At 68.6% G+C, this 18,335-nt stretch carries 15 protein-coding genes; 10 read left to right on the forward strand and 5 right to left on the reverse strand.

Features of this window, described 5'->3' with window-relative positions; genetic code table 11:
* The first annotated feature begins 34 nt into the window (after nt 1-34).
* The 3 genes from clpX (at nt 35) to lon (ending at nt 6,144) form a co-directional block, all read left to right on the forward strand.
* Nucleotides 35-1,321 carry an ATP-dependent Clp protease ATP-binding subunit ClpX gene (gene clpX / locus MEBOL_RS26950; RefSeq protein WP_095980143.1) on the forward strand — a complete coding sequence of 429 codons (1,287 nt, stop codon included), beginning with the start codon at nt 35-37 and terminating at the stop codon, nt 1,319-1,321.
* Between the two features lie 113 nt (nt 1,322-1,434).
* A complete protein-coding gene (locus MEBOL_RS26955; RefSeq protein WP_095980144.1) occupies nt 1,435-3,510 on the forward strand; it encodes a prolyl oligopeptidase family serine peptidase in 2,076 nt (691 codons plus the stop codon).
* A 198-nt stretch (nt 3,511-3,708) separates the two neighbouring features.
* Entirely contained in the window at nt 3,709-6,144 is a 2,436-nt protein-coding gene (lon, locus tag MEBOL_RS26960; protein WP_095980145.1) for an endopeptidase La, read from the forward strand.
* 82 nt (nt 6,145-6,226) lie between these two features.
* Here lon and MEBOL_RS26965 read toward each other — a convergent pair whose 3' ends face one another.
* The 4 genes from MEBOL_RS26965 to MEBOL_RS26980 form a co-directional block, all read right to left on the reverse strand.
* Entirely contained in the window at nt 6,227-6,985 is a 759-nt protein-coding gene (locus MEBOL_RS26965; RefSeq protein ID WP_095980146.1) for an RICIN domain-containing protein, read from the reverse strand.
* A gap of 123 nt (nt 6,986-7,108) precedes the next feature.
* Nucleotides 7,109-8,488, reverse strand: coding sequence for an MFS transporter (locus MEBOL_RS26970; RefSeq protein WP_095980147.1), 1,380 nt, complete (start codon nt 8,486-8,488; stop codon nt 7,109-7,111).
* The gene (locus tag MEBOL_RS26975) at nt 8,478-9,290 is read right to left on the reverse strand and encodes a PEP/pyruvate-binding domain-containing protein (RefSeq protein WP_095980148.1); all 813 of its coding nucleotides are present in this window, start codon (nt 9,288-9,290) and stop codon (nt 8,478-8,480) included. The genes MEBOL_RS26970 and MEBOL_RS26975 overlap by 11 nt, the downstream gene beginning before the upstream one ends.
* The gene (locus MEBOL_RS26980; RefSeq protein WP_095980149.1) at nt 9,287-10,954 is read right to left on the reverse strand and encodes a PEP-utilizing enzyme; all 1,668 of its coding nucleotides are present in this window, start codon (nt 10,952-10,954) and stop codon (nt 9,287-9,289) included. Before MEBOL_RS26980 ends, MEBOL_RS26975 begins: the two co-directional genes overlap by 4 nt.
* Nucleotides 10,955-11,138: 184 nt before the next feature.
* On the opposite strand from MEBOL_RS26980, the gene MEBOL_RS26985 reads away from it, so the two are divergent.
* From MEBOL_RS26985 to grxD, 7 genes are all read left to right on the forward strand, one after another.
* The gene (locus MEBOL_RS26985; protein WP_095983027.1) at nt 11,139-12,800 is read left to right on the forward strand and encodes a peptide ABC transporter substrate-binding protein; all 1,662 of its coding nucleotides are present in this window, start codon (nt 11,139-11,141) and stop codon (nt 12,798-12,800) included.
* Nucleotides 12,801-12,803: 3 nt separating this feature from the next.
* The gene (locus tag MEBOL_RS26990; protein WP_095980150.1) at nt 12,804-13,688 is read left to right on the forward strand and encodes an ABC transporter permease subunit; all 885 of its coding nucleotides are present in this window, start codon (nt 12,804-12,806) and stop codon (nt 13,686-13,688) included.
* Nucleotides 13,685-14,500, forward strand: coding sequence for an ABC transporter permease (locus MEBOL_RS26995; RefSeq protein WP_095980151.1), 816 nt, complete (start codon nt 13,685-13,687; stop codon nt 14,498-14,500). Before MEBOL_RS26990 ends, MEBOL_RS26995 begins: the two co-directional genes overlap by 4 nt.
* 106 nt (nt 14,501-14,606) lie before the next feature.
* On the forward strand, nt 14,607-15,056 hold the full coding sequence (locus MEBOL_RS27000; RefSeq protein ID WP_095980152.1) for a response regulator: 450 nt from the start codon (nt 14,607-14,609) through the stop codon (nt 15,054-15,056).
* 70 nt (nt 15,057-15,126) lie between these two features.
* Nucleotides 15,127-15,672 (forward strand): YqgE/AlgH family protein, encoded by a 546-nt coding sequence (locus MEBOL_RS27005; RefSeq protein ID WP_095980153.1) that lies wholly within the window; start codon nt 15,127-15,129, stop codon nt 15,670-15,672.
* The gene (locus MEBOL_RS27010; RefSeq protein ID WP_095980154.1) at nt 15,672-15,929 is read left to right on the forward strand and encodes a BolA family protein; all 258 of its coding nucleotides are present in this window, start codon (nt 15,672-15,674) and stop codon (nt 15,927-15,929) included. The genes MEBOL_RS27005 and MEBOL_RS27010 overlap by 1 nt, the downstream gene beginning before the upstream one ends.
* Nucleotides 15,930-15,946: 17 nt before the next feature.
* A complete protein-coding gene (gene grxD / locus MEBOL_RS27015) occupies nt 15,947-16,267 on the forward strand; it encodes a Grx4 family monothiol glutaredoxin (RefSeq protein ID WP_095980155.1) in 321 nt (106 codons plus the stop codon).
* Nucleotides 16,268-16,376: 109 nt separating this feature from the next.
* Here grxD and MEBOL_RS27020 read toward each other — a convergent pair whose 3' ends face one another.
* Nucleotides 16,377-18,329 carry a metallophosphoesterase family protein gene (locus MEBOL_RS27020; protein ID WP_095980156.1) on the reverse strand — a complete coding sequence of 651 codons (1,953 nt, stop codon included), beginning with the start codon at nt 18,327-18,329 and terminating at the stop codon, nt 16,377-16,379.
* Nucleotides 18,330-18,335: the final 6 nt, after the last annotated feature.

Below are 18,335 nucleotides of genomic sequence, written 5' to 3' on the forward strand. Positions count from 1 at the left end.
AGCGCACCTCCAGGCAGTTGCGGCGAGGGCTAACATGGCGGGCAAGAACGTGGAGAAGCGAGACAACCAGTCCCTCTGCTGTTCCTTCTGCGGCAAGTCGCAGAAAGAGGTGAAGAAGCTCATCGCCGGACCGACGGTCTACATCTGCGACGAGTGCATCGGCCTCTGCAACGACATCATCGCGGAGGAGATCGACCGCGAGGAGACCAAGGACACCAAGCTGCGCATCCCGCGGCCCAGTGAGATCAAGGCCATCCTGGACGAGTACGTGGTGGGCCAGGAGCGCGCGAAGAAGACGCTCTCCGTGGCGGTGCACAACCACTACAAGCGCATCGAGTCCAAGGTCGCCATGGACGATGTGGAGCTGCAGAAGAGCAACATCCTCCTGCTCGGCCCCACCGGCAGCGGCAAGACGCTGCTCGCCCAGACGCTCGCGCGCATCCTCAACGTGCCCTTCACCATCGCGGACGCCACCTGCCTCACCGAGGCCGGCTACGTGGGCGAGGATGTCGAGAACATCATCGTCAACCTGCTGCAGGCGGCCGACCACGACATCGAGCGCGCCCAGCGCGGCATCGTCTACATCGACGAGATCGACAAGATCGCCCGCAAGTCGGAGAACCCCTCCATCACCCGCGACGTGTCGGGCGAGGGCGTGCAGCAGGCGCTGCTCAAGATCATCGAGGGCACCATCGCCAACGTGCCGCCCAAGGGGGGCCGCAAGCACCCGCAGCAGGAGTTCCTGCAGGTGGACACGACGAACATCCTCTTCATCTGCGGCGGCGCCTTCGGTGGCCTCGAGCAGGTGATCGAGCGGCGCCTGGGCGGACGCAGCCTGGGCTTCGGCGCGGACATCCAGTCCAAGAAGCAGCGCAACCTCACCGAGCTGCTCAAGCACGTGGAGCCGGAGGACCTGCTCAAGTTCGGCATGATTCCGGAGTTCATCGGCCGCCTGCCCATCGTGACGGCGCTCGAGGAACTGGACGAGCCGGCGCTGGTGAACATCCTCAGCCAGCCGAAGAACGCGCTCACCAAGCAGTACAAGAAGCTCTTCGACCTGGACGGCATCTCGCTCAAGTTCACGGACGGGGCGCTCAAGGCCGTGTCCACCGAGGCCATCCGCCGCAAGGCGGGCGCGCGCGGTCTGCGCTCCATCCTGGAGAGCGCCATGCTGGACATCATGTACGAGCTGCCCTCGCGCAAGACGGCCCGCGAGGTCGTCATCTCCGAGGAAGTCATCCTCAAGAAGAGCGAGCCGGTGGTGCTCCACTCCCAGGACAACAAGGAGAAGGAGCCCGAGCAGAAGAAGGAAAGCGCCTGACCCTCGTCACGGCCACCCGGGCTCGTCCCGGGTCGCCGTGAGGTGTGCCGCCCCCGTCTGTCCCACGTGGTGGGGACGCCGGGGGCGTCTTCTTTGCCGAAAGGGACGACCGGATGAACTACCCGCCCACGAGGTCCGAGGCGGTGGTGGACACGTTGCACGGCGTGGAGGTGGCCGACCCCTACCGGTGGCTCGAGGATGAGCGCTCGCCGGAGGTCCAGGCCTGGATGAAGGCCCAGGATGCCTTCACCCGGGAGCATCTGGAGCGGCTGCCCGGCCGCGAGGCGCTGCGCCGGCGCTTCACGGAGCTCTTCTACGTGGAGTCCCAGTCCGCGCCCGCCGTCCGGGGCGAGCGCTACTTCTACGTCCGCACCCACAAGGACAAGGAGAAGGCCGTCCTCTACTGGCGCGAGGGCGAGGCGGGCGAGGAGCGCGTGCTGCTCGACCCCAACACCTGGAGCGCGGACGGCACGGTGTCGCTCGGGGTGTGGTCGCCCTCGTGGGATGGGCGCAAGCTGGCCTTCTCCCGCAGGCCCAACGCGGCGGACGAGGCCATCCTCCACGTGCTGGACGTGGACACCGGCGTCTGGAGCGAGCTGGACGTCATCGAGGGCGCCAAGTACGCCTCTCCCAGTTGGATGCCGGACAGCCAGTCCTTCTATTACGCGTGGCTGCCCTCGGAGCCCTCCATCCCCGTGGCCGAGCGGCCCGGCTACACCGAGCTGCGCCTGCACCGGCTGGGCACGCCTCCGAGCGAGGACGCGGTGGTGCACCCGCGCACGGGAGACCCGAGGACGTTCCTCAACGGGGGCGTCAGCCGGGAGGGCACCTACCTCTTCGTCTACGTCACCCGGGGCTGGAGCGAGAACGACATCTGGTGGAAGCGGGTGGGGGAGACGGACTTCCGCCTCCTGGTGAAGGGGCGGGGCGCGAAGTACTCCGTCGACGTGTGGCGCGACACCTTCTACGTCCTCACCGATGAGGGCGCTCCCCGGCAACGGGTCTTCAAGGTGGACCCCCGGAAGCCCGAGCGCGCGGCCTGGACGGAGCTCGTCGCCGAGGACGCGGAGGCCTCGCTGCAGGGCGTCAACATCGTGGGGGGGCACCTGGCGCTGGAGTACCTGCGCGACGCCACCACCCGGATTCGTCTGGTGACGCTGGAGGGCCAGCCCGTGCGCGACGTGGCGCTGCCGGGCGTGGGCGCGGCGAGCAACCTCTACGGTCTGGAGGATCGGGACGACGCCTGGTTCGTCTTCAGCTCGTTCGTCACGCCCCCCCAGGTCTACAAGACGTCCGTGTCCACCGGCCGCGTGGACGTGTGGGCGCGGGTGCAGCTGCCCATCCACCCCGAGCGCTACACGGTCCGGCAGGTCTTCTGCGACTCCAAGGATGGCACCCGGGTGCCGCTCTTCCTCGTGCACCGCGAGGACCTGAAGCGCGACGGCGAGCGGCCGGTGCTGCTCTACGGGTATGGCGGCTTCAATGTGAGCCTGCTGCCCTCGTTCCGCTCCAGCATCTATCCCTGGCTGGACGCGGGAGGGGTGTACGTGGTGGCCAACCTGCGCGGGGGCGGGGAGTACGGCAAGGACTGGCACGAGGCCGGCCGCCTCCACCAGAAGCAGAACGTCTTCGACGACTTCCACGCCGCGGCCGAGTACCTCGTCCGCGAGGGGTACACCCGGCCTTCCCGCCTGGCGATCTCCGGGGGGAGCAACGGCGGCCTGCTCGTGGGGGCCGCGATGACCCAGCGCCCGGAGCTCTACGGCGCGGTGGTGTGTCAGGTCCCCTTGTTGGACATGGTGCGCTACCATCTGTTCGGCAGCGGCAAGACGTGGATTCCGGAGTACGGCACCGCCGATGACCCCGCCGACTTCCCCGTCCTGCACGCCTACTCGCCCTACCACCAGGTGAAGCAGGGCACCGCGTACCCCGCCCTCCTGATGATGGCCGCGGACCACGATGACCGCGTGGACCCGCTGCACGCTCGCAAGTTCGTGGCCGCCCTCCGGAAGGCGGGCCCCGAGGCCCCCGCCCTATTAAGAATCGAGGCCAACGCGGGTCACGGAGGCGCCGATCAAGTCGCCAAGGCCATCGAGTCCAATGTGGACTCCTACAGCTTCCTGGCGAGCGTGTTGCAGGTGGACTTGCAACCCCGGCCCTTGGATGGCGGGGAGTTCTCGGGCCGCTAACGAAGCGGCCGAACACCCTTGTTTCTGGAGGTGTTCCCTTGCTTGCAGGCCGATGTCCCCCATCTTTCACCTGGGGAACGGTCGACAAAGTCGCCGTGTTATAGAAGCCGTCTTCATCCCCTCGGACTCTGGGTGTCCGGGCGGTCAACTTTCCAGGGGCTTGCTGCCCTCGGTGGCAAGCAGGCAGGTGGCGAATACATGTTCTTCGGACGAGACGACAAGAGGGATGCCCAGAAGCGTGGAAGCACCGTTCCGCTCCTCCCGCTGCGCGACATCATCGTGTTTCCGCACATGGTGGTCCCGTTGTTCGTCGGCCGGGAGAAGTCCATCGCGGCGCTGAAGGACGCGATGGCCCACAAGGGCCCCGACGACAAGGCCGTCATCCTCCTGGCCGCGCAGAAGAAGGCCAAGACGAACGATCCCACGTCGGATGACATCTTTCATTTCGGCACCATTGGCCACGTCATCCAGCTGCTGCCCCTGCCCGACGGCACGGTGAAGGTGCTCGTGGAGGGCGTGCGCCGGGCCCGCGTGAAGAAGTTCCAGCCCAACGACGCCTTCTTCATGGTCGAGGTGGAGGACGTCGAGGAGGTCAGCGAGAAGTCCGTGGAACTCGAGGCGCTCGTGCGCAGCGTGCACTCGGTCTTCGAGGCCTTCGTGAAGCTCAACAAGCGCATTCCGCCCGAGATGCTCATGCAGGTGGCGAGCATCGACGACCCCGCGCGCCTGGCCGATACCATCGTCGCCCACCTGTCGCTCAAGCTGAATGACAAGCAGGCGCTGCTCGAGACGGAGAGCCCCGCCAAGCGGCTCGAGAAGCTCTACGAGCTCATGCAGGGTGAGATCGAGATCCTCCAGGTCGAGAAGAAGATCCGCACCCGCGTCAAGAAGCAGATGGAGAAGACCCAGAAGGAGTACTACCTGAATGAGCAGATGCAGGCCATTCAGAAGGAGCTGGGTGAGCGCGACGAGTTCAAGAACGAGATCCAGGAGATCGAGGAGAAGCTCAAGAACAAGCGCATGAGCAAGGAGGCCACGCTCAAGGTCAAGAAGGAGCTCAAGAAGCTCCGGATGATGAGCCCGATGAGCGCCGAGGCCACCGTCGTGCGCAACTACATCGACTGGATCATCAGCCTGCCCTGGTACGAGGAGACGCAGGATCGCCTGGACGTCGTCGAGGCCGAGCGCGTGCTCAACGAGGACCACTACGGCCTCAAGCGCCCCAAGGAGCGCATCCTCGAGTACCTGGCCGTGCAGCAGCTGGTGAAGAAGCTCAAGGGCCCCGTGCTCTGCTTCGTGGGGCCTCCGGGCGTGGGCAAGACGTCGCTCGCGCGCTCCATCGCCCGTGCCACCGGCCGCAAGTTCGTGCGTCTGTCCCTGGGCGGCGTGCGCGACGAGGCGGAGATCCGCGGCCACCGGCGCACGTACATCGGTGCCATGCCGGGCAAGCTCATCCAGTCGCTCAAGAAGGCGGGCAGCAACAACCCCGTCTTCCTGCTCGATGAGATCGACAAGATGTCCACCGACTTCCGGGGCGACCCCAGCGCGGCGCTGCTGGAGGTGCTGGACCCCGAGCAGAACCACAACTTCAATGACCACTACCTCGACCTGGACTACGACCTGTCGAAGGTGATGTTCATCTGCACCGCGAACACGATGCACAACATCCCCGGTCCCCTCCAGGACCGCATGGAGGTCATCCGCATCGCGGGCTACACCGAGCCGGAGAAGCTCAACATCGCGCGGCGCTACCTCTTGCCCAAGGAGCAGGAGGCCAACGGCCTGAGCGACTTGAAGATCGACTTCTCCAACGAGGCCCTGCGCACCATCATCCACCGCTACACCCGCGAGTCCGGCGTGCGTTCGCTCGAGCGGGAAGTGGGCGGCGTGTACCGGAAGATCGCCCGGGACGTGCTCAAGAACGGCAAGCGCGACATCGCGGTCGACCGCAAGCTGGCCATGAAGTACCTGGGCACGCCGCGCTTCCGCTACGGCATGGCCGAGCGCGAGGACCAGGTGGGCATCGTGACGGGCCTGGCCTGGACGGAGATGGGCGGAGAGATCCTCACCACCGAGGCCACGGTGATGCCCGGCAAGGGCAAGCTCATCATCACCGGCAAGCTGGGCGAGGTGATGCAGGAGTCGGCCCAGGCGGCCATGTCCTACGTGCGCACGCGGGCGGACAAGTTCGGCATCGACCGCAAGATGTTCGAGAACTACGACATCCACGTCCACCTGCCCGAGGGCGCCATTCCCAAGGACGGCCCGTCCGCCGGTGTCACCATGTGCACGGCGCTCGTGTCCGCGCTCACCCGCGTCCAGGTGCGCAAGGACGTGGCCATGACGGGTGAAATCACCCTGCGCGGCCGCGTGCTGCCCATCGGTGGCTTGAAGGAGAAGACGCTCGCCGCGCACCGCGCTGGCATCAAGACCGTCCTCATCCCCAAGGCGAACAAGAAGGATCTCAAGGACATCCCCAAGAAGATCCGCGCCCAGCTGCGGATCATCCCCGTGGAGTTCGTGGACGACGTGCTGCGCGAGGCGCTCGTCCTGGAGAAGCCCGAGGAGTTCGGCCGCAAGAACGAGCAGCCCAAGACGACCGTCGTGGATCCGGGCGCGGGCGCTCCGGCCTGAGCCCCTTCTCGCTGAATGCCTGAAGCACCACGGGCCCCGGGGGTTTCTCCCCTGGGGCCCGTGGTGTTTCCGCGACGGGGGTTCAGACGTCCAGCTGCCAGAGCTGGTTGTCCGCCCCGCCGCGCTCGCCGCGCTTCATGGGATGGGTGATGAGCCGCCCCGTGCCATCCGTCCTGGCGCCCTCGATGTCGAGCACGTAGCCGTTGAGCTGGCTCTGGATGTAGTAGTAGCCCCGGATGGGGGAGGGCACGAGCTGCCAGACCTGATTGGGGCTCCCATGGGCCTCCCAGGTGATGACCCGCGCGCTGATGGCCTTGCTGGCGCCCTCGATGTCGAGCACGAGCCCGTTGAGCCGGCTCCGGATGAGATAGCCACCCCGGGTGGGGACAAGCTCCCATTGCTGGTTGTCATTGCCTTCCCGGTTGCCCTTGGCACGGTGGGCGATGATGCCCGCGCCCATCTGGCGATTGCCGCCCTGGATGTCGAGCACGAGCCCGTTGAGCCGGCTTCGGATGAAGGTGGAGCGCTGGGGCCTGGCGTCTCCACGGTCGGGGTGCCTGTCCGGCCCGCGGTCCCGGCCGGGCGGAGGAGGAGGCGGCGGCGGAGGCGGCAGGGGGCGGGCCTCGCCCTGGCACCAGCCCGCGGGGCTGCACGTCCGCGCGCCATCGCACTGCGAGTCGTTGCGGCAGCGGTTGGGCGCGGGACGGTTCTTCGACTCGTCCCACCGGTAGTGGGGACCCGGGCCCGCGGCGGCCGTCAGCGGCAGGAAGAGCAGCGCCAGCGCCGCCAACCCCTTCACCCCCATACGTCCACTCGCGGAGCCACTCCGAAATGACTGCATGATCCTTCTCCCTGTTGTTGATTCGAGGCCGCGGCGGCGTTCACCGCTCGTCCGTGCTCGGTGAACGTCAGGACGCGAACACTCGGAATTAATTCTGGGAGAAATGATGAAAAGGGCCCTGGATCAGCGCGCGGTTTCCCGGCGGGGCAGGGCGAGCGCCGCGACGGCGGAGAGCGCCAGGGAGACTCCGAAGACGGCGATCGCACCGTGGTGCTGCCGCTCGGTCGCGGCCGCCGCGCCCTGCGTCAGCAGTCCACCGAGGATCGCGATGCCCACGACTCCGCCCAGGTAGCGCGTGGTGGACATCACTCCGGCGGCCATTCCAGTGCGCGTCCGGTCCACGCTGCTCAGCGCCGAGGCTTGTGAGGGGGCGTTGCCCAGGGACAGGCCGAACCCCAGCAGCATGAGCGGCAGGATGGCCTCGTTGGGCGAGTCCACCGTTCGTACGCCCAGGATCGTCATGCCCGCGAGCCCCAGCAGCGCGCCCGTCACCGCCGTGGCTCGCGCGCCCAGTTTCTCGGAGAGCCGGCCTCCGAGTGGCGTGCCAATCGTCATCATGATCATCATGGCGAGCATGGTGCGGCCCGTGCGCCCCGTGTCCTCGCCAAAGCGCTGCGTGAAGAGATAGGGCAACTGGAACAGCATTCCGTACATGGCCAGGTTCTGCAGCGCGATGACGGCACTGCCCGCCGTGAAGGCCCGTGAACGGAAGAGCTGGAAGTCGATGACCGGGTGGCGCTGCTTGCGCTCCCAGCGGTACATCACCCCGAGCAGCACCAGGCCCACGGCCGGAAGCCCCACGCTCCAGGCGCCGTGGCTCTTGGTGCCCACGATGATGAGCCCCAGGCCCAGGCCGAGCAACACGCTGCCCATGATGTCGAAGGCGGGGCGCTGGGTGGGGATGGGTTCCGGAGGCGCCCCTACCCGAGTCGCCAGCGCGGAGAGGAGGAGGATGGGGACGTTCACCAGGAAGATGGAGGGCCAGCCCAGGCGGGACACCAGCTCGCCGCCGATCATCGGGCCCAGGGCCGCGGCCAGCGTGATGAGCGCGCCGAACATCCCGAAGGCCCGCGCCCGGCGGTCCAGTGGCAGCCCATTGCGGAGGATCGCCATGGAGCTGGGCGAGATGACGGCGCCCCCCGCCGCCATGAGCATCCGCGCCAGCGCGAGCATGGCGACGTGCTGGGCGAAGAATCCCGCGAGGGCACCCAGCGTGAACATCACCTGGCCCAGGGTCAGCACCCGCCGGTGGCCCCACACGTCGCCCAGCTTGCCGCCCGGGCTCTGCAGGACGATGTTCACCAGCAGGTAGCTCGTCACCAGCCACTGGCTCAGCGTCCCGAGCCCCGCGCCGAACTCGTGGCCGATCGTCGGCAGCGCCACGGCGATCATCGTCGAGTTGAGGGGCACCAGCAGGGCCGTGAACCCCAGCGCCAGCAGAGTCCGCGTCGAGAGGCCGTGCTCCTCGACATGCGCCTCGGCGGGAAGGGCCTCACCCGACACGGGTGACCGCCCGGCGCTGGAGGAGGTAGAGGTTCGGACCGACGAAGGCGAACTCCAGGTCCTGCTGGCCTCCGAAGTGGGCCTCGCACCGGGCGGCGAGCGCGTTGAGCGCGTGCAGGCGTTCGTCGTCGAGACACAACGCGTTCACCCGCTCCGGCTCGACCGCCACCTCGTGTGTTCCTCCCTCCGGAAGGGGGAGGATGGCCAGGTCCTTCTCTCCCGCGGTGCGCTCGAGGATGCGGCCGTCCCGGCTGATGCGGTAGCGGTCCGGGGTGACGAGCCCGGCCACCACCGCCTCGCCCAGGCCCCAGGTCGCCTCGATGACCCGCTCGTCCGCGCCCGTCATGGGGTCGCACGTGAAGAGCACCCCGGCGCACTCGGCCGCCACGAGGTGCTGGACGACCACCGCCACGCGTGGCTCGCCCTCCCAGCCCATCTTGCGGCGGTAGCCCAGGGCCGCGTCGGAGCGGCCCGAGGCCCACACCTGCTTCACCGCGTCCACCAGGGCGTCCTGCGTGCGCACCGCGAGCGCGGTGAGGTGCTGACCCGCGAAGCTCGCGTTGGCCGAGTCCTCACCCACTGCGGACGAGCGCACCGCCACCGAGGGGCCTACCTGGGCGAGCAGCTCCCGCACCTGGGCCATGGCCTCCGGCTCGCCCTCGGCGATCTGGTTCACCTGCCGCACCGACAGGGCGAACCCCGGGGGCACCGTCAGGCGGGCACGCAGCGCCGCGCCGAGCTGGACCGCCTTGCCACCGAAATCCTCCTCGGACAGCGCTTCCTGTAGGGACACCACGCTCATGCCAGCACCTGCAGCTCTCCCGTCGTTCCATTGACGCGCACACGCGCCCCATCGCGTACCAGCTTCGTGGCGTCGCGGGTCCCGACAATACCCGGGATGCCGTACTCCCTCGTGACAATGGCCGCGTGGCAGAGCTGCCCACCCCGGTCCGTCACGATGGCTCCGAGCAGGGGCAGTACCACATTGAAGTACGGAGACGTCGTGGCCGCCACCAGCACGTCACCCGCCTCGATGCGCCCGAGGTCCGTCTGCTCCCGGATGATGCGCGCCGTGCCCTCGTGGATGCCCGGGCTCACCGGCAGGCCCCTCACGGACGTCCTCGTCGTCTGGGCGGGGGGCTCCTCCATCATGCGGCCCAGGTAGAACGTCACCGCCGTGTTCACCCGCCGCGCCGCCGGAGGCAGCCAGTCCAGCGAGGGCGAGGGCGAGGGGGGCGCTCCGAGCCGGGCGGGGACATCCACGTGGCTCTTCGTCGTCCTCCACTGGAAGCGCCGCCGCAGCTCCTCGCTCGTCGGTGCACTCGCCCCCGCCAGCAGCCCCTGGAGTTCTTCCAGCTCCGCCTCGATGGCCAGCGTCGCGTCGGTGAGCCGGCCCAGCTCCTGGAGCCGCGTGCCCACGGCCAGGACCGCGCGCCGGGTCAGCCCCATGGCCCAACCGTCGCTGTAGGTGTTGCGCTCGTCCCGCAGGCGATAGACGAGCCGCGCCTCGGCGAGCAGTTCGTCGAACAGGGCCCGGTGGACGGCCGGCACGGCCTCGCGCACCTGCTCCAGGTGCCGCGCCTCGGCCGAATCATCCTCTGGAGCCCGTCCCGCCACCGCGCCCCGGATGCCGCGCACCAGCGCCTCGGGCACTTCCAGGACGTAGGGGTCCGAGAGATCATAGCCCAGGCTCCGGTAGCCGACGTGCTGGAGATGGGCCTTCATCTGCTCGCCCACCGCGCCGGGCATCGCCACCAGCTCGTCGAGGATCCGCCTCGCCGGGGTTCGCGAGAGCAGCAGCTCCCGGGCCGCCGCGTCCTCGCGCAGGGCCTGGACGAGCGCCGGGGGCTCGCGGGTCGCCAGTTGCGCCGAGACGGCCGAGGCGCCCTTGAGGAGGCGGGCGAGCTCTCCCGGGCTCTTGCCCGTCCACTGCGTGGCGTGCACGAGGAAGTCTCCCACGGGGAAGATGTGCGCGATGTTGAAGGCATGGTGGACGCGGGTCATGTCCCGCAGATGCTCGCCGATGGCCCGCAGGTACTCCGCCAGCTCCTCGGTGGACAGCGACGCGGGCTCCACGGCCTGCAAGGCGTGGTGGGTGCGGATGGCGGCCGGTTTGACCTCCTCGTCCCAGCGCCGCAAGTCCTCGCGCCACCACTTGCCCTCCAGGGCCCGCTCCGCGGTGTTCACCCGGCGGAGCATGTCGGGGTGCGTGGGGGACAAGGGTCCCTCGGCGTCTCCGAAGTAGACGGTCTGGGCGTACATGAAGCCCTCGACGGGGATCATCCGGAGGTGATCCATCACCAGGCCATAGCGGGCCGTGGCCTCGGAGAAACCCCGGCGCAGGCCCTGGGTGATCGCATTCGCGCAGATGGGGGTGATGGGCCCCTTCATATGGGCCGTCTCCAGCTCCCAGCTTCCGGGTCCAGGGGCCTCGAAGCTCACCTGGGATGGGCTGCGGTTCTCCACGTGTGTCTCCTTCCGCCCGAGTGGGTGTCGTCGGCTCCGGGTACCCTCGGGCCGCTCGTCTGTTAATTCGCCGTGGATTTTGTGTCACGAACAGGTGAATTTTTTGTCTGAGGTTCGCCCTGGGGGGGCGAGGTAGAACCCCGCCCCCGTGCTTCCCCGCGTGCGCTTCTCGCAGCTCGTCTCGATGCTCGCCCTGGTCCTCGTGGCCACGGGGTGTGGCCGGTGCGGCTTCCAGGCCGAGCCAGGCGTCAAGATCGTCGTCCCGGCGATGCCCACCACGCTCGACTGGAGCCATTCGGATCCCACCAGCTGGTCCAACTACCCCGTCATGCTCGCCACCCAGCGCGGGCTCACCACGCTCGCGCCGGACAATTCCGTCCAGCCTGGGCTCGCCAGGAGTTGGGAGCGCGTGCTCACCGAGCGGGGACAGGAGGTGTTCACCTTCCACCTGCGCGAGGACGTGCGCTGGTCCGACGGCACCACGCCGCTCACCGCCCAGGACTTCGTGTTGGGCTGGCACCGCGCGCTCCAGGGCCGCGAGCGCGGCGAGATGATGGATCTGGCGGGCGCCGAGGACGTGCTCGCGCTCCAGGAGCGGGGCGCTTCGCCCGAGGCCCTCCAGGCGGCGCTCGCGCGCGTGGGCGTGGAGGCGGTGGACGCGCACACCCTGCGCGTCACGCTGAGCCAGCCCCGGGGCTACTTCCTCGCGCGCCTCGCCAACGTCTACCTGTTCTTCCCCACGCCCTCGGCGGTGCTCCAGGGCAGGAGCGAGGAGGCCGTGCGCGACTACTTCGATCGTCCCCGGGACGGCCATCCGCTCGCGCTCGGCCCCTACCGGGTCGAGGAGTGGGATCGCGCGGGAGAGCGGGTGCGGCTGGTGCACAACCCGCACTCGGCCTTCCTTCCGCCGCTCGGCCCCGGCGAGCGCTTCGCGCCCGTGCTCACCCTGCTCAAGTCCGAGGTGGGCCCGGCCTTGTACGAGCGGGGGCGGGTGGCGTTCGTCTTCGTGGACAGCGCCGTCGCGCTCCGGGGCCGCGCGCCCGAGGACCTCCAGCGCGAGCCCCTGTTGTCCACCTACTTCCTCGGCTTCAACACCGAGAAGGCGCCGTTGAATCGTCCCGAGGTGCGGAGGGCCCTCTCCCAGGCCATCGATCGCGAGGCGCTGATGAAGGGCCTGTTGCCCGAGGTGCGTCCGAGCCAGGTGCTCCTGCCGCCGGAGCTGCCCGGAGCCGCAACCCCCGAGGAGGCGGCGCGGCTGCCCCACTTCGAGCCCGAGCGGGCGCGCGAGACGCTGGCGTCCGTGGCGGGCCTGGACCGGCCGTTGCGGCTCGTCTACCGGTCGGGGGACTCGTTCGTGCCGGAGGTGGCCATCGCCGAGCGTCTGGCCGCGCAGCTCGCCCGGGTGGGCGTCCAGGTGACGTTGGACGCGCGCTCGGACTTCTCCGCCGAGGTGGCCCGCCGCACGCCCTCGGGCCCCCGCGCCTACGATCTCTACCTGCGCCGCCTGGGCGCGGACTACGCGCACCCCAACACCTTCTTCACCCTCTTCGAGAAGAGCGGTCTGCACCAGACGGGCTGGGAGACGCAGCGGGGTGGCGAGCCCATGGCGCGCTTCGAGTCCCTGTTGGAGCGGGCGGACGCCGAGCCCGACGCGGAGCGGGCCCGGACGCTCTATGCCCAGGCTCAGGCGCTGCTGCTCGACGAGATGGCCGTCATCGCGCCGCTCTACCACCCGGACCGCTATTTCCGGGCCCGGACCTTCCTGCACGGAGTGGACGTGGATCCCTTCAACTTCCTGTCCCTGCGCGAGCTGCGCCTGGACGCGTCCGCCCCGGAGGGCCGCTGAGCCATGTCCTCCGTGCTCGTGCGTCTGGGCCGCCAGGTGGTGCTCGTGCCCCTCGTGGCGCTCGCGTCCTACTTCCTCATGGCGGCGCTGCCCCTCACCTCGGATGACGAGGCCAAGCGGCAGGTGTCTCCGGAAGTGCTCGCCTCCTACCGGAGGGATCTGGGCCTGGGCGAGCCCCTGGGCTTCCTGCGGCCGTGGCAGAAGCTCTGGCGGGGCGAGCGCCTGGGCACGAGCGCCCAGGGCGTCACCGGCGACGAGCTGGCGTGGAAGTTGTCGGGGAGCGTGGGCGTGGGGCTGGTGGCGCTGGGACTCGCGCTCGGGTGGGCGCTGGGCTTCGCGCTGCTGCGGGCGCGCTGGCGCCGCAGCCGGCTCTCGCTCGTCACGGACATGCTGCCCGCCGCGGCGTTCGGCACGCCCGTGTTCATCCCCGCGCTGTTGTTCGCGCCCGAGGTGGTGGAGCGCGGACACCTGTTGCCCGAGGCGTGCGCCGCGCTCGTCATCTCCGTGTGGCCGGGCATCTTCCTGGGCACGCTGGTGGCGGACGCCCTGGACACGGAGCTGGCGCGGGACTACGTGCGCACCGCGCTGGGCAAGGGCCTGTCGCCGCGCGCCGTCCTGTGGCGCCATGTGCTGCCCAACGTGCTGCCCGCGCTGCTGGACGCCGTGGGCCCCGTGGCCACCGCGCTGCTCGCGGGCTCCTTCGCCGCCGAGCGCGTCTTCGGCCTGCCGTACTTCGGCCAGCTCTACGTGCTCGCCGTGCTGCAGAAGCAGGTGGCCGTCGTCGTGGTGGCCACCACCGTCTTCGCCTCGTTGCTCGTCGGGGTGGGGCTCGTGGTGGAATCCGTGCGCTTCCTCGTGGATCCCCGCGCCCGGGAGGCCGCGTCATGAGGGCCGCGCGGATTCCCAAGCGGGCGTGGGTGGGGCTCGGGTTGCTGGTGGGGCTGGGCCTCGCGAGCTGGCTCGCCGGCCGCGTCTTCCCCGAGGCCCTGGCCCACACCTGCCCCCTGGGAAGGGATCCCACCCACCCGGACCGCACCGTGTGCGAGCTGGCATTCGGGGGCTTGTGGGTCTCCCTGGTGATCGGCCTGGCGGCCGGCGGCGTGTCGACCGCCGTGGGGCTGGGGGTGGCGATGGCGGCCCGGGCGGCGGGCGGCTTCGTGGAGCACCAAATCCTCCGCGCGGTGGACGCCTTCTTCGCCCTGCCCGATGTCCTGGTGGTCATGGTGCTGCAACTGGCCGGCCAGTCCCTGTTGGATGCTGGGCAGGCAGGCGGGCTGGGCCCCTTCGGGTTGATGGTGGTGTCCCTGGCGCTGGTGGGGTGGGCGGGACCGGCGCGCATGTTCCGCAACCGGCTGGCCACCTTGGAGGGGCAGGAGTTCGTCGCCGCCTCCCGGGCGCTGGGGGCGGGGCGGTGGCACCTCTTGCGCCTGCACCTGTGGCCCGCGCTGCGCCCCTTCGTGCTGGCCGTCTTCCTGAGCCGCCTGCCCACGGCGATCCTCACCGAGTCCACCGTGAGCTTCTTCGGCATCGCCCGGATGGAGCCCATGTCGCTCGGCCGCTACCTCGGCACCAGCTACGCGGCCCTCATCTATGAAGGGGGTTCACGCGTGGTGTTACCGGCATGGGGTTTGCTGGTACTGCTCGTGCTTGGCGCCTCGCTTGCTTCCCAAGCGTTGGGTGCTGGAACACGTCGTGCCTGAGGGGGGGGTCGGCAGCTTCGAGGGGGAGTGCCTACTGTGGAATCCCGGGCACGGATTCATCCGTTCCCTGGGAACGAACCCATCTACTCACCCAGCGAAGGTTGCCATGTCCACCGCCAACGAGGAGCTTCCCATCGCCACCGGCCATGCCCGGACCCGCGAGGACGACAACCTGAAACTCGAGCAGGTCAAGGGCTCGGTGCTCATCGTCGAGGATGACCCGGTGCACCGCGAGCTGCTGGTGGAGCTCGTCACCCAGTGGGGGTACGAGGCCCTGCCGGTGGGCAGCGCCGAGGAGGCCGAGTTCGCGGTGCGCAACAAGCGCATGGACGCGGCCATCGTGGACGTCTTCCTGCCCGGACGCAGCGGCACCACCCTCATGACGCGCCTGCGCGAGCGCTTCCCCCAGTCCGTGCTCATCGGGGTGAGCGCCATGAGTGACGCGTCCATGGCCCGCAAGTGCAAGGGCCTGGGGGCGGATCTGTTCATCGGCAAGCCCCTGGCGCCGGAGAAGCTGGCCCAGGCGCTCCAGTCCCAGCACAAGAGCTGGCACTAGGCGGCCACGCCGTCCTGGCGCCGGGTACGATTCGGTTGCGCCGGGGGAGGGAAGCGCCGACACTTCCCTCGTGCAGACACTCGTTCCCGGCCTCCTCGTGGCGACGCCACAACTGACGGACTCGAACTTCCGGCGCGCGGTGATCCTCATGCTCGAGCACGGCGAGTCCGGCTCGATGGGGCTCGTCATCAACCGGGGTGCCTCGCTGACCCTGGGCGACCTCGCCAAGAACCAGTCCCTGTCCATCGCTCCCGAGCGCACGAGCCAGCCCGTCTTCATGGGCGGCCCGGTGGAGAGCCACCGGGGCTTCGTGCTGCACAACAACGAGAACGTGACGGAGAAGCACGAGGTGGTGCCCGGCCTGTACCTGAGTCTCACGCTGGACACGCTCGGCCCCCTGCTCAAGGACCCGTCCGCCCACCTGCGCTTCTGCCTGGGGTATGCCAACTGGGGGCCCCAGCAGTTGGAGAGTGAGCTGGCCGCGGGCACCTGGCTCTACGCCGAGGCCTCCGCCCGTCCGGTGCTCGAAAGCGACCCGGGTCTGCTATGGGACACCACCTTGAAGAGCATGGGGGTGGATCCCGCCATGCTCATGAAGGGGAAGGGACTGAACTGATGATTGACCCCAACGCCATCCGCGAGCGGATTCTCGGCACGCTGCCCGGCTCGGACGTCGTCGTGAGCGACACCACCGGGACGGGAGACCACTTCGAGGCGCGCGTGGTGAGCCCCGACTTCGCGGGCAAGTCCATGGTGCAGCAGCACCAGCTGGTGTACGCGCCGCTGCAGGACTGGCTCAAGTCCGGCGAGCTGCACGCGCTCGCGCTCAAGACCTATTCGCCCGAGCAGTGGAAGAAGCTCGGGTCGCGCTGACGACAGGAACAACGACGATGACTCCCGATCTCAAGGCTCGTTTCGACAGTGAAGTGACCAACCACCCGATCGTGCTCTTCATGAAGGGCAACGCGCTCTTCCCCCAGTGCGGCTTCTCCGCGCGGGCGCTGCAGATCCTCCAGCAGCACGGCAAGGTGCACACGGTGGACGTGCTGGCCGACCCGGAGGTGCGCCAGGGCATCAAGGAGTACTCCAACTGGCCCACCATTCCCCAGGTGTTCATCCACGGGAAGTTCGTGGGCGGCTCGGACATCCTCATGGAGCTGGAGGATCGCGGCGAGCTGGCGGACCTGGTGGCGGGGAAGACGCCGGCCTGATTCGTGGTGGACGGCCGGATGAGTGGGCTTGTCTGGGGCGTTTCGTTCGAGGTCGAAGGACCCTTGGATGACGCCCCTTTCGTTTGGATGGAATGGCAAAGCAGGCGGCTCACGTATCTGGAGGGAAGGGACCCAATTGGTCCGCGTGCTCTTCCCATCCGAGGTCTCCTTGGCGGACATAGCGCCGGACCCGGACTTGGTACTCGGGGCGTCCATTCCGGTCCCGATCACGGAACACCTCCACGAGATTGAAGCCGTTGTTCGCCGGAATCTCACGGCTGCCCAGCGAAGGCGCCGCAGCGATGCGGAGCGTACTTCCCCCGGAGTGATTGAGCCATCGCTCCTCGGCGAACCAGCCGATGTGGACATGTCCGCAGAGCACTAGGCAGAAGCCCTTCTCCATCAGAACCTGCTTGACGGCTCCCGCGTTGAGCAGCCCCGAGTAGCGCGCCACCTCCGTGGAGGGCAGTGAAGAGGGCGGGTGGTGCAGGACGGCGATTCGCACTGGAAGGCTCTCCTTCCAAGGATGCGTGCTGACGCGGCGCAAGTCCCTTGCCTCGACCAGCCCGGGGTCGATGCGGGCCGCTTCCATCGCGCGTTTCTCTACCTTCTCCCGCTCCTCTGTTGTATGCGCCTTCGGGAGCGTCGCTAGATCCTGGAGGAACTTGTAGTTCTCCCGCTCCTTCTCGATTTGCCCTCCGAGTTCACTAGTGCCTAGAAGCAGAACTGTGACGCCGAGATCCGGCCACTCGATCGGCTCAAGCTTTCGGTCGGCGGGCGGTACCTCCAGGTGAGGGTGCGCGTAGCCTTGGAAGAAGTCGGCGAAGTTCTGGTGCCGCGAGGGCGCGTGCCCCTCGCGGGTCTGGCTCCAGTCGACATCATGGTTGCCGCCCACCAAGAGTATTCGCTGGGCATCCTCACCGAGCAGGACATGCGGCTCCAGCAGAGGCGGAATCCGGTCCAACCAGCTCCGTGCCTCCTGGCATTGTTCCTTCGTCGCCCACTCTGTCAGATCTCCCGAGATGATGATCACGTGCGGCGCTTTGCCGCTCTTGCGCAGCCCTTCCAGGTGGGACAGGTAGCTCTCGCGGACGAGGCCGGGATCGAGCGCTTCAGCTAGCAGTCCTGCCTCCTTGGCGTCGATGCTCTGCGCGGATTTCGGGCCGACATGGATGTCCGAGAGATGGTGGATGCGTAACGGGGAGAGGCGCGCGGCGAGCACGGGGTCGGCGATCCAGCGACGCCCCGTGGTGGCATCCTCCTCCACGAGCCCTGCGTCCACCAGCGGCTCGCAGGCGCGAGGATCTACCGGCTCGTTCCTCACGATGGCGCGAAGCAGTTTCTGCTGTCCCTCTGCGAGAGCATCCCAGAACACATGGTGGAAGTATCGGTGCCATGTGGTCTCGGAGACATCCAGTGCCACCTTGAGGAGCTTGCGCTCCAGGGCTGGCCCTTGCTTCCGAGCCCGCTCGTCCACCTCGAAGAGTAGCTCGAGAAGGAACGGGGTCCGCCTCCAGTCGGGTGGCGCTTGCGCCAGAACCTCAAGAGCTTCGGGAGTCCGAGCCAGCTTCGTGGCCTCTACGGGCGCGAGGGGGTCGAGCTTCAGGATGGACTTGAAGGAGATTCGCCCGCTGCCTCCGTCCGCGCGCTGGAGTTGGTGCAACTCCCGCGGCGTCAGCGCGAGAATCACGTTCGTCTTCGCGCCTCGCAGCTTCTCGCACCGGGAGAGGAAGCCCTGGGCCGCCTTGAGCGCCGTGGCCTCGTCGCTGCTCTCGATCAGGCCTGAGATCTCGTCCAGGAGCCAGAATCCCCCGGACTGCACCTTCTTGTTGGAGGACCAAGTCTTCTTGTCGCTGGGGAGGCGCAGCTCTAGGTAGCACGAGGAGACGCCCAGTCGATGCTCCAACTCCCGGAGCGTCCACGTCTTCCCGTAGCGGCGAGGCGCGAGCACGAGCCAGAGCGCCCCCTCTGGGGGCGGCGTCCGCACCTTCTGCAACAGCTCCGTGTAATCGCGGGCCGTCAGGTTTTCATCGTAGCCGCGGCGGGCGTCATAGATGGCCATGTCAGC

It is taken from the genome of Melittangium boletus DSM 14713 (assembly GCF_002305855.1).
GTDB lineage: Bacteria > Myxococcota > Myxococcia > Myxococcales > Myxococcaceae > Cystobacter > Cystobacter boletus.

What these genes read in the sequence shown, in the direction of transcription:
- MEBOL_RS26995 (WP_095980151.1), top strand. Translation starts at nt 13,685, where the DNA reads ATGAGGGCCGCGCGGATTCCCAAGCGGGCGTGGGTGGGGCTCGGGTTG.
- MEBOL_RS26955 (WP_095980144.1), top strand. Translation starts at nt 1,435, where the DNA reads ATGAACTACCCGCCCACGAGGTCCGAGGCGGTGGTGGACACGTTGCAC.
- MEBOL_RS27010 (WP_095980154.1), top strand. Translation starts at nt 15,672, where the DNA reads ATGATTGACCCCAACGCCATCCGCGAGCGGATTCTCGGCACGCTGCCC.
- MEBOL_RS26965 (WP_095980146.1), bottom strand. Translation starts at nt 6,985, where the DNA reads ATGCAGTCATTTCGGAGTGGCTCCGCGAGTGGACGTATGGGGGTGAAG.
- MEBOL_RS26985 (WP_095983027.1), top strand. Translation starts at nt 11,139, where the DNA reads ATGCTCGCCCTGGTCCTCGTGGCCACGGGGTGTGGCCGGTGCGGCTTC.
- MEBOL_RS26975 (WP_095980148.1), bottom strand. Translation starts at nt 9,290, where the DNA reads ATGAGCGTGGTGTCCCTACAGGAAGCGCTGTCCGAGGAGGATTTCGGT.
- MEBOL_RS26990 (WP_095980150.1), top strand. Translation starts at nt 12,804, where the DNA reads ATGTCCTCCGTGCTCGTGCGTCTGGGCCGCCAGGTGGTGCTCGTGCCC.
- clpX (WP_095980143.1), top strand. Translation starts at nt 35, where the DNA reads ATGGCGGGCAAGAACGTGGAGAAGCGAGACAACCAGTCCCTCTGCTGT.
- MEBOL_RS27000 (WP_095980152.1), top strand. Translation starts at nt 14,607, where the DNA reads ATGTCCACCGCCAACGAGGAGCTTCCCATCGCCACCGGCCATGCCCGG.
- grxD (WP_095980155.1), top strand. Translation starts at nt 15,947, where the DNA reads ATGACTCCCGATCTCAAGGCTCGTTTCGACAGTGAAGTGACCAACCAC.
- lon (WP_095980145.1), top strand. Translation starts at nt 3,709, where the DNA reads ATGTTCTTCGGACGAGACGACAAGAGGGATGCCCAGAAGCGTGGAAGC.
- MEBOL_RS27020 (WP_095980156.1), bottom strand. Translation starts at nt 18,329, where the DNA reads ATGGCCATCTATGACGCCCGCCGCGGCTACGATGAAAACCTGACGGCC.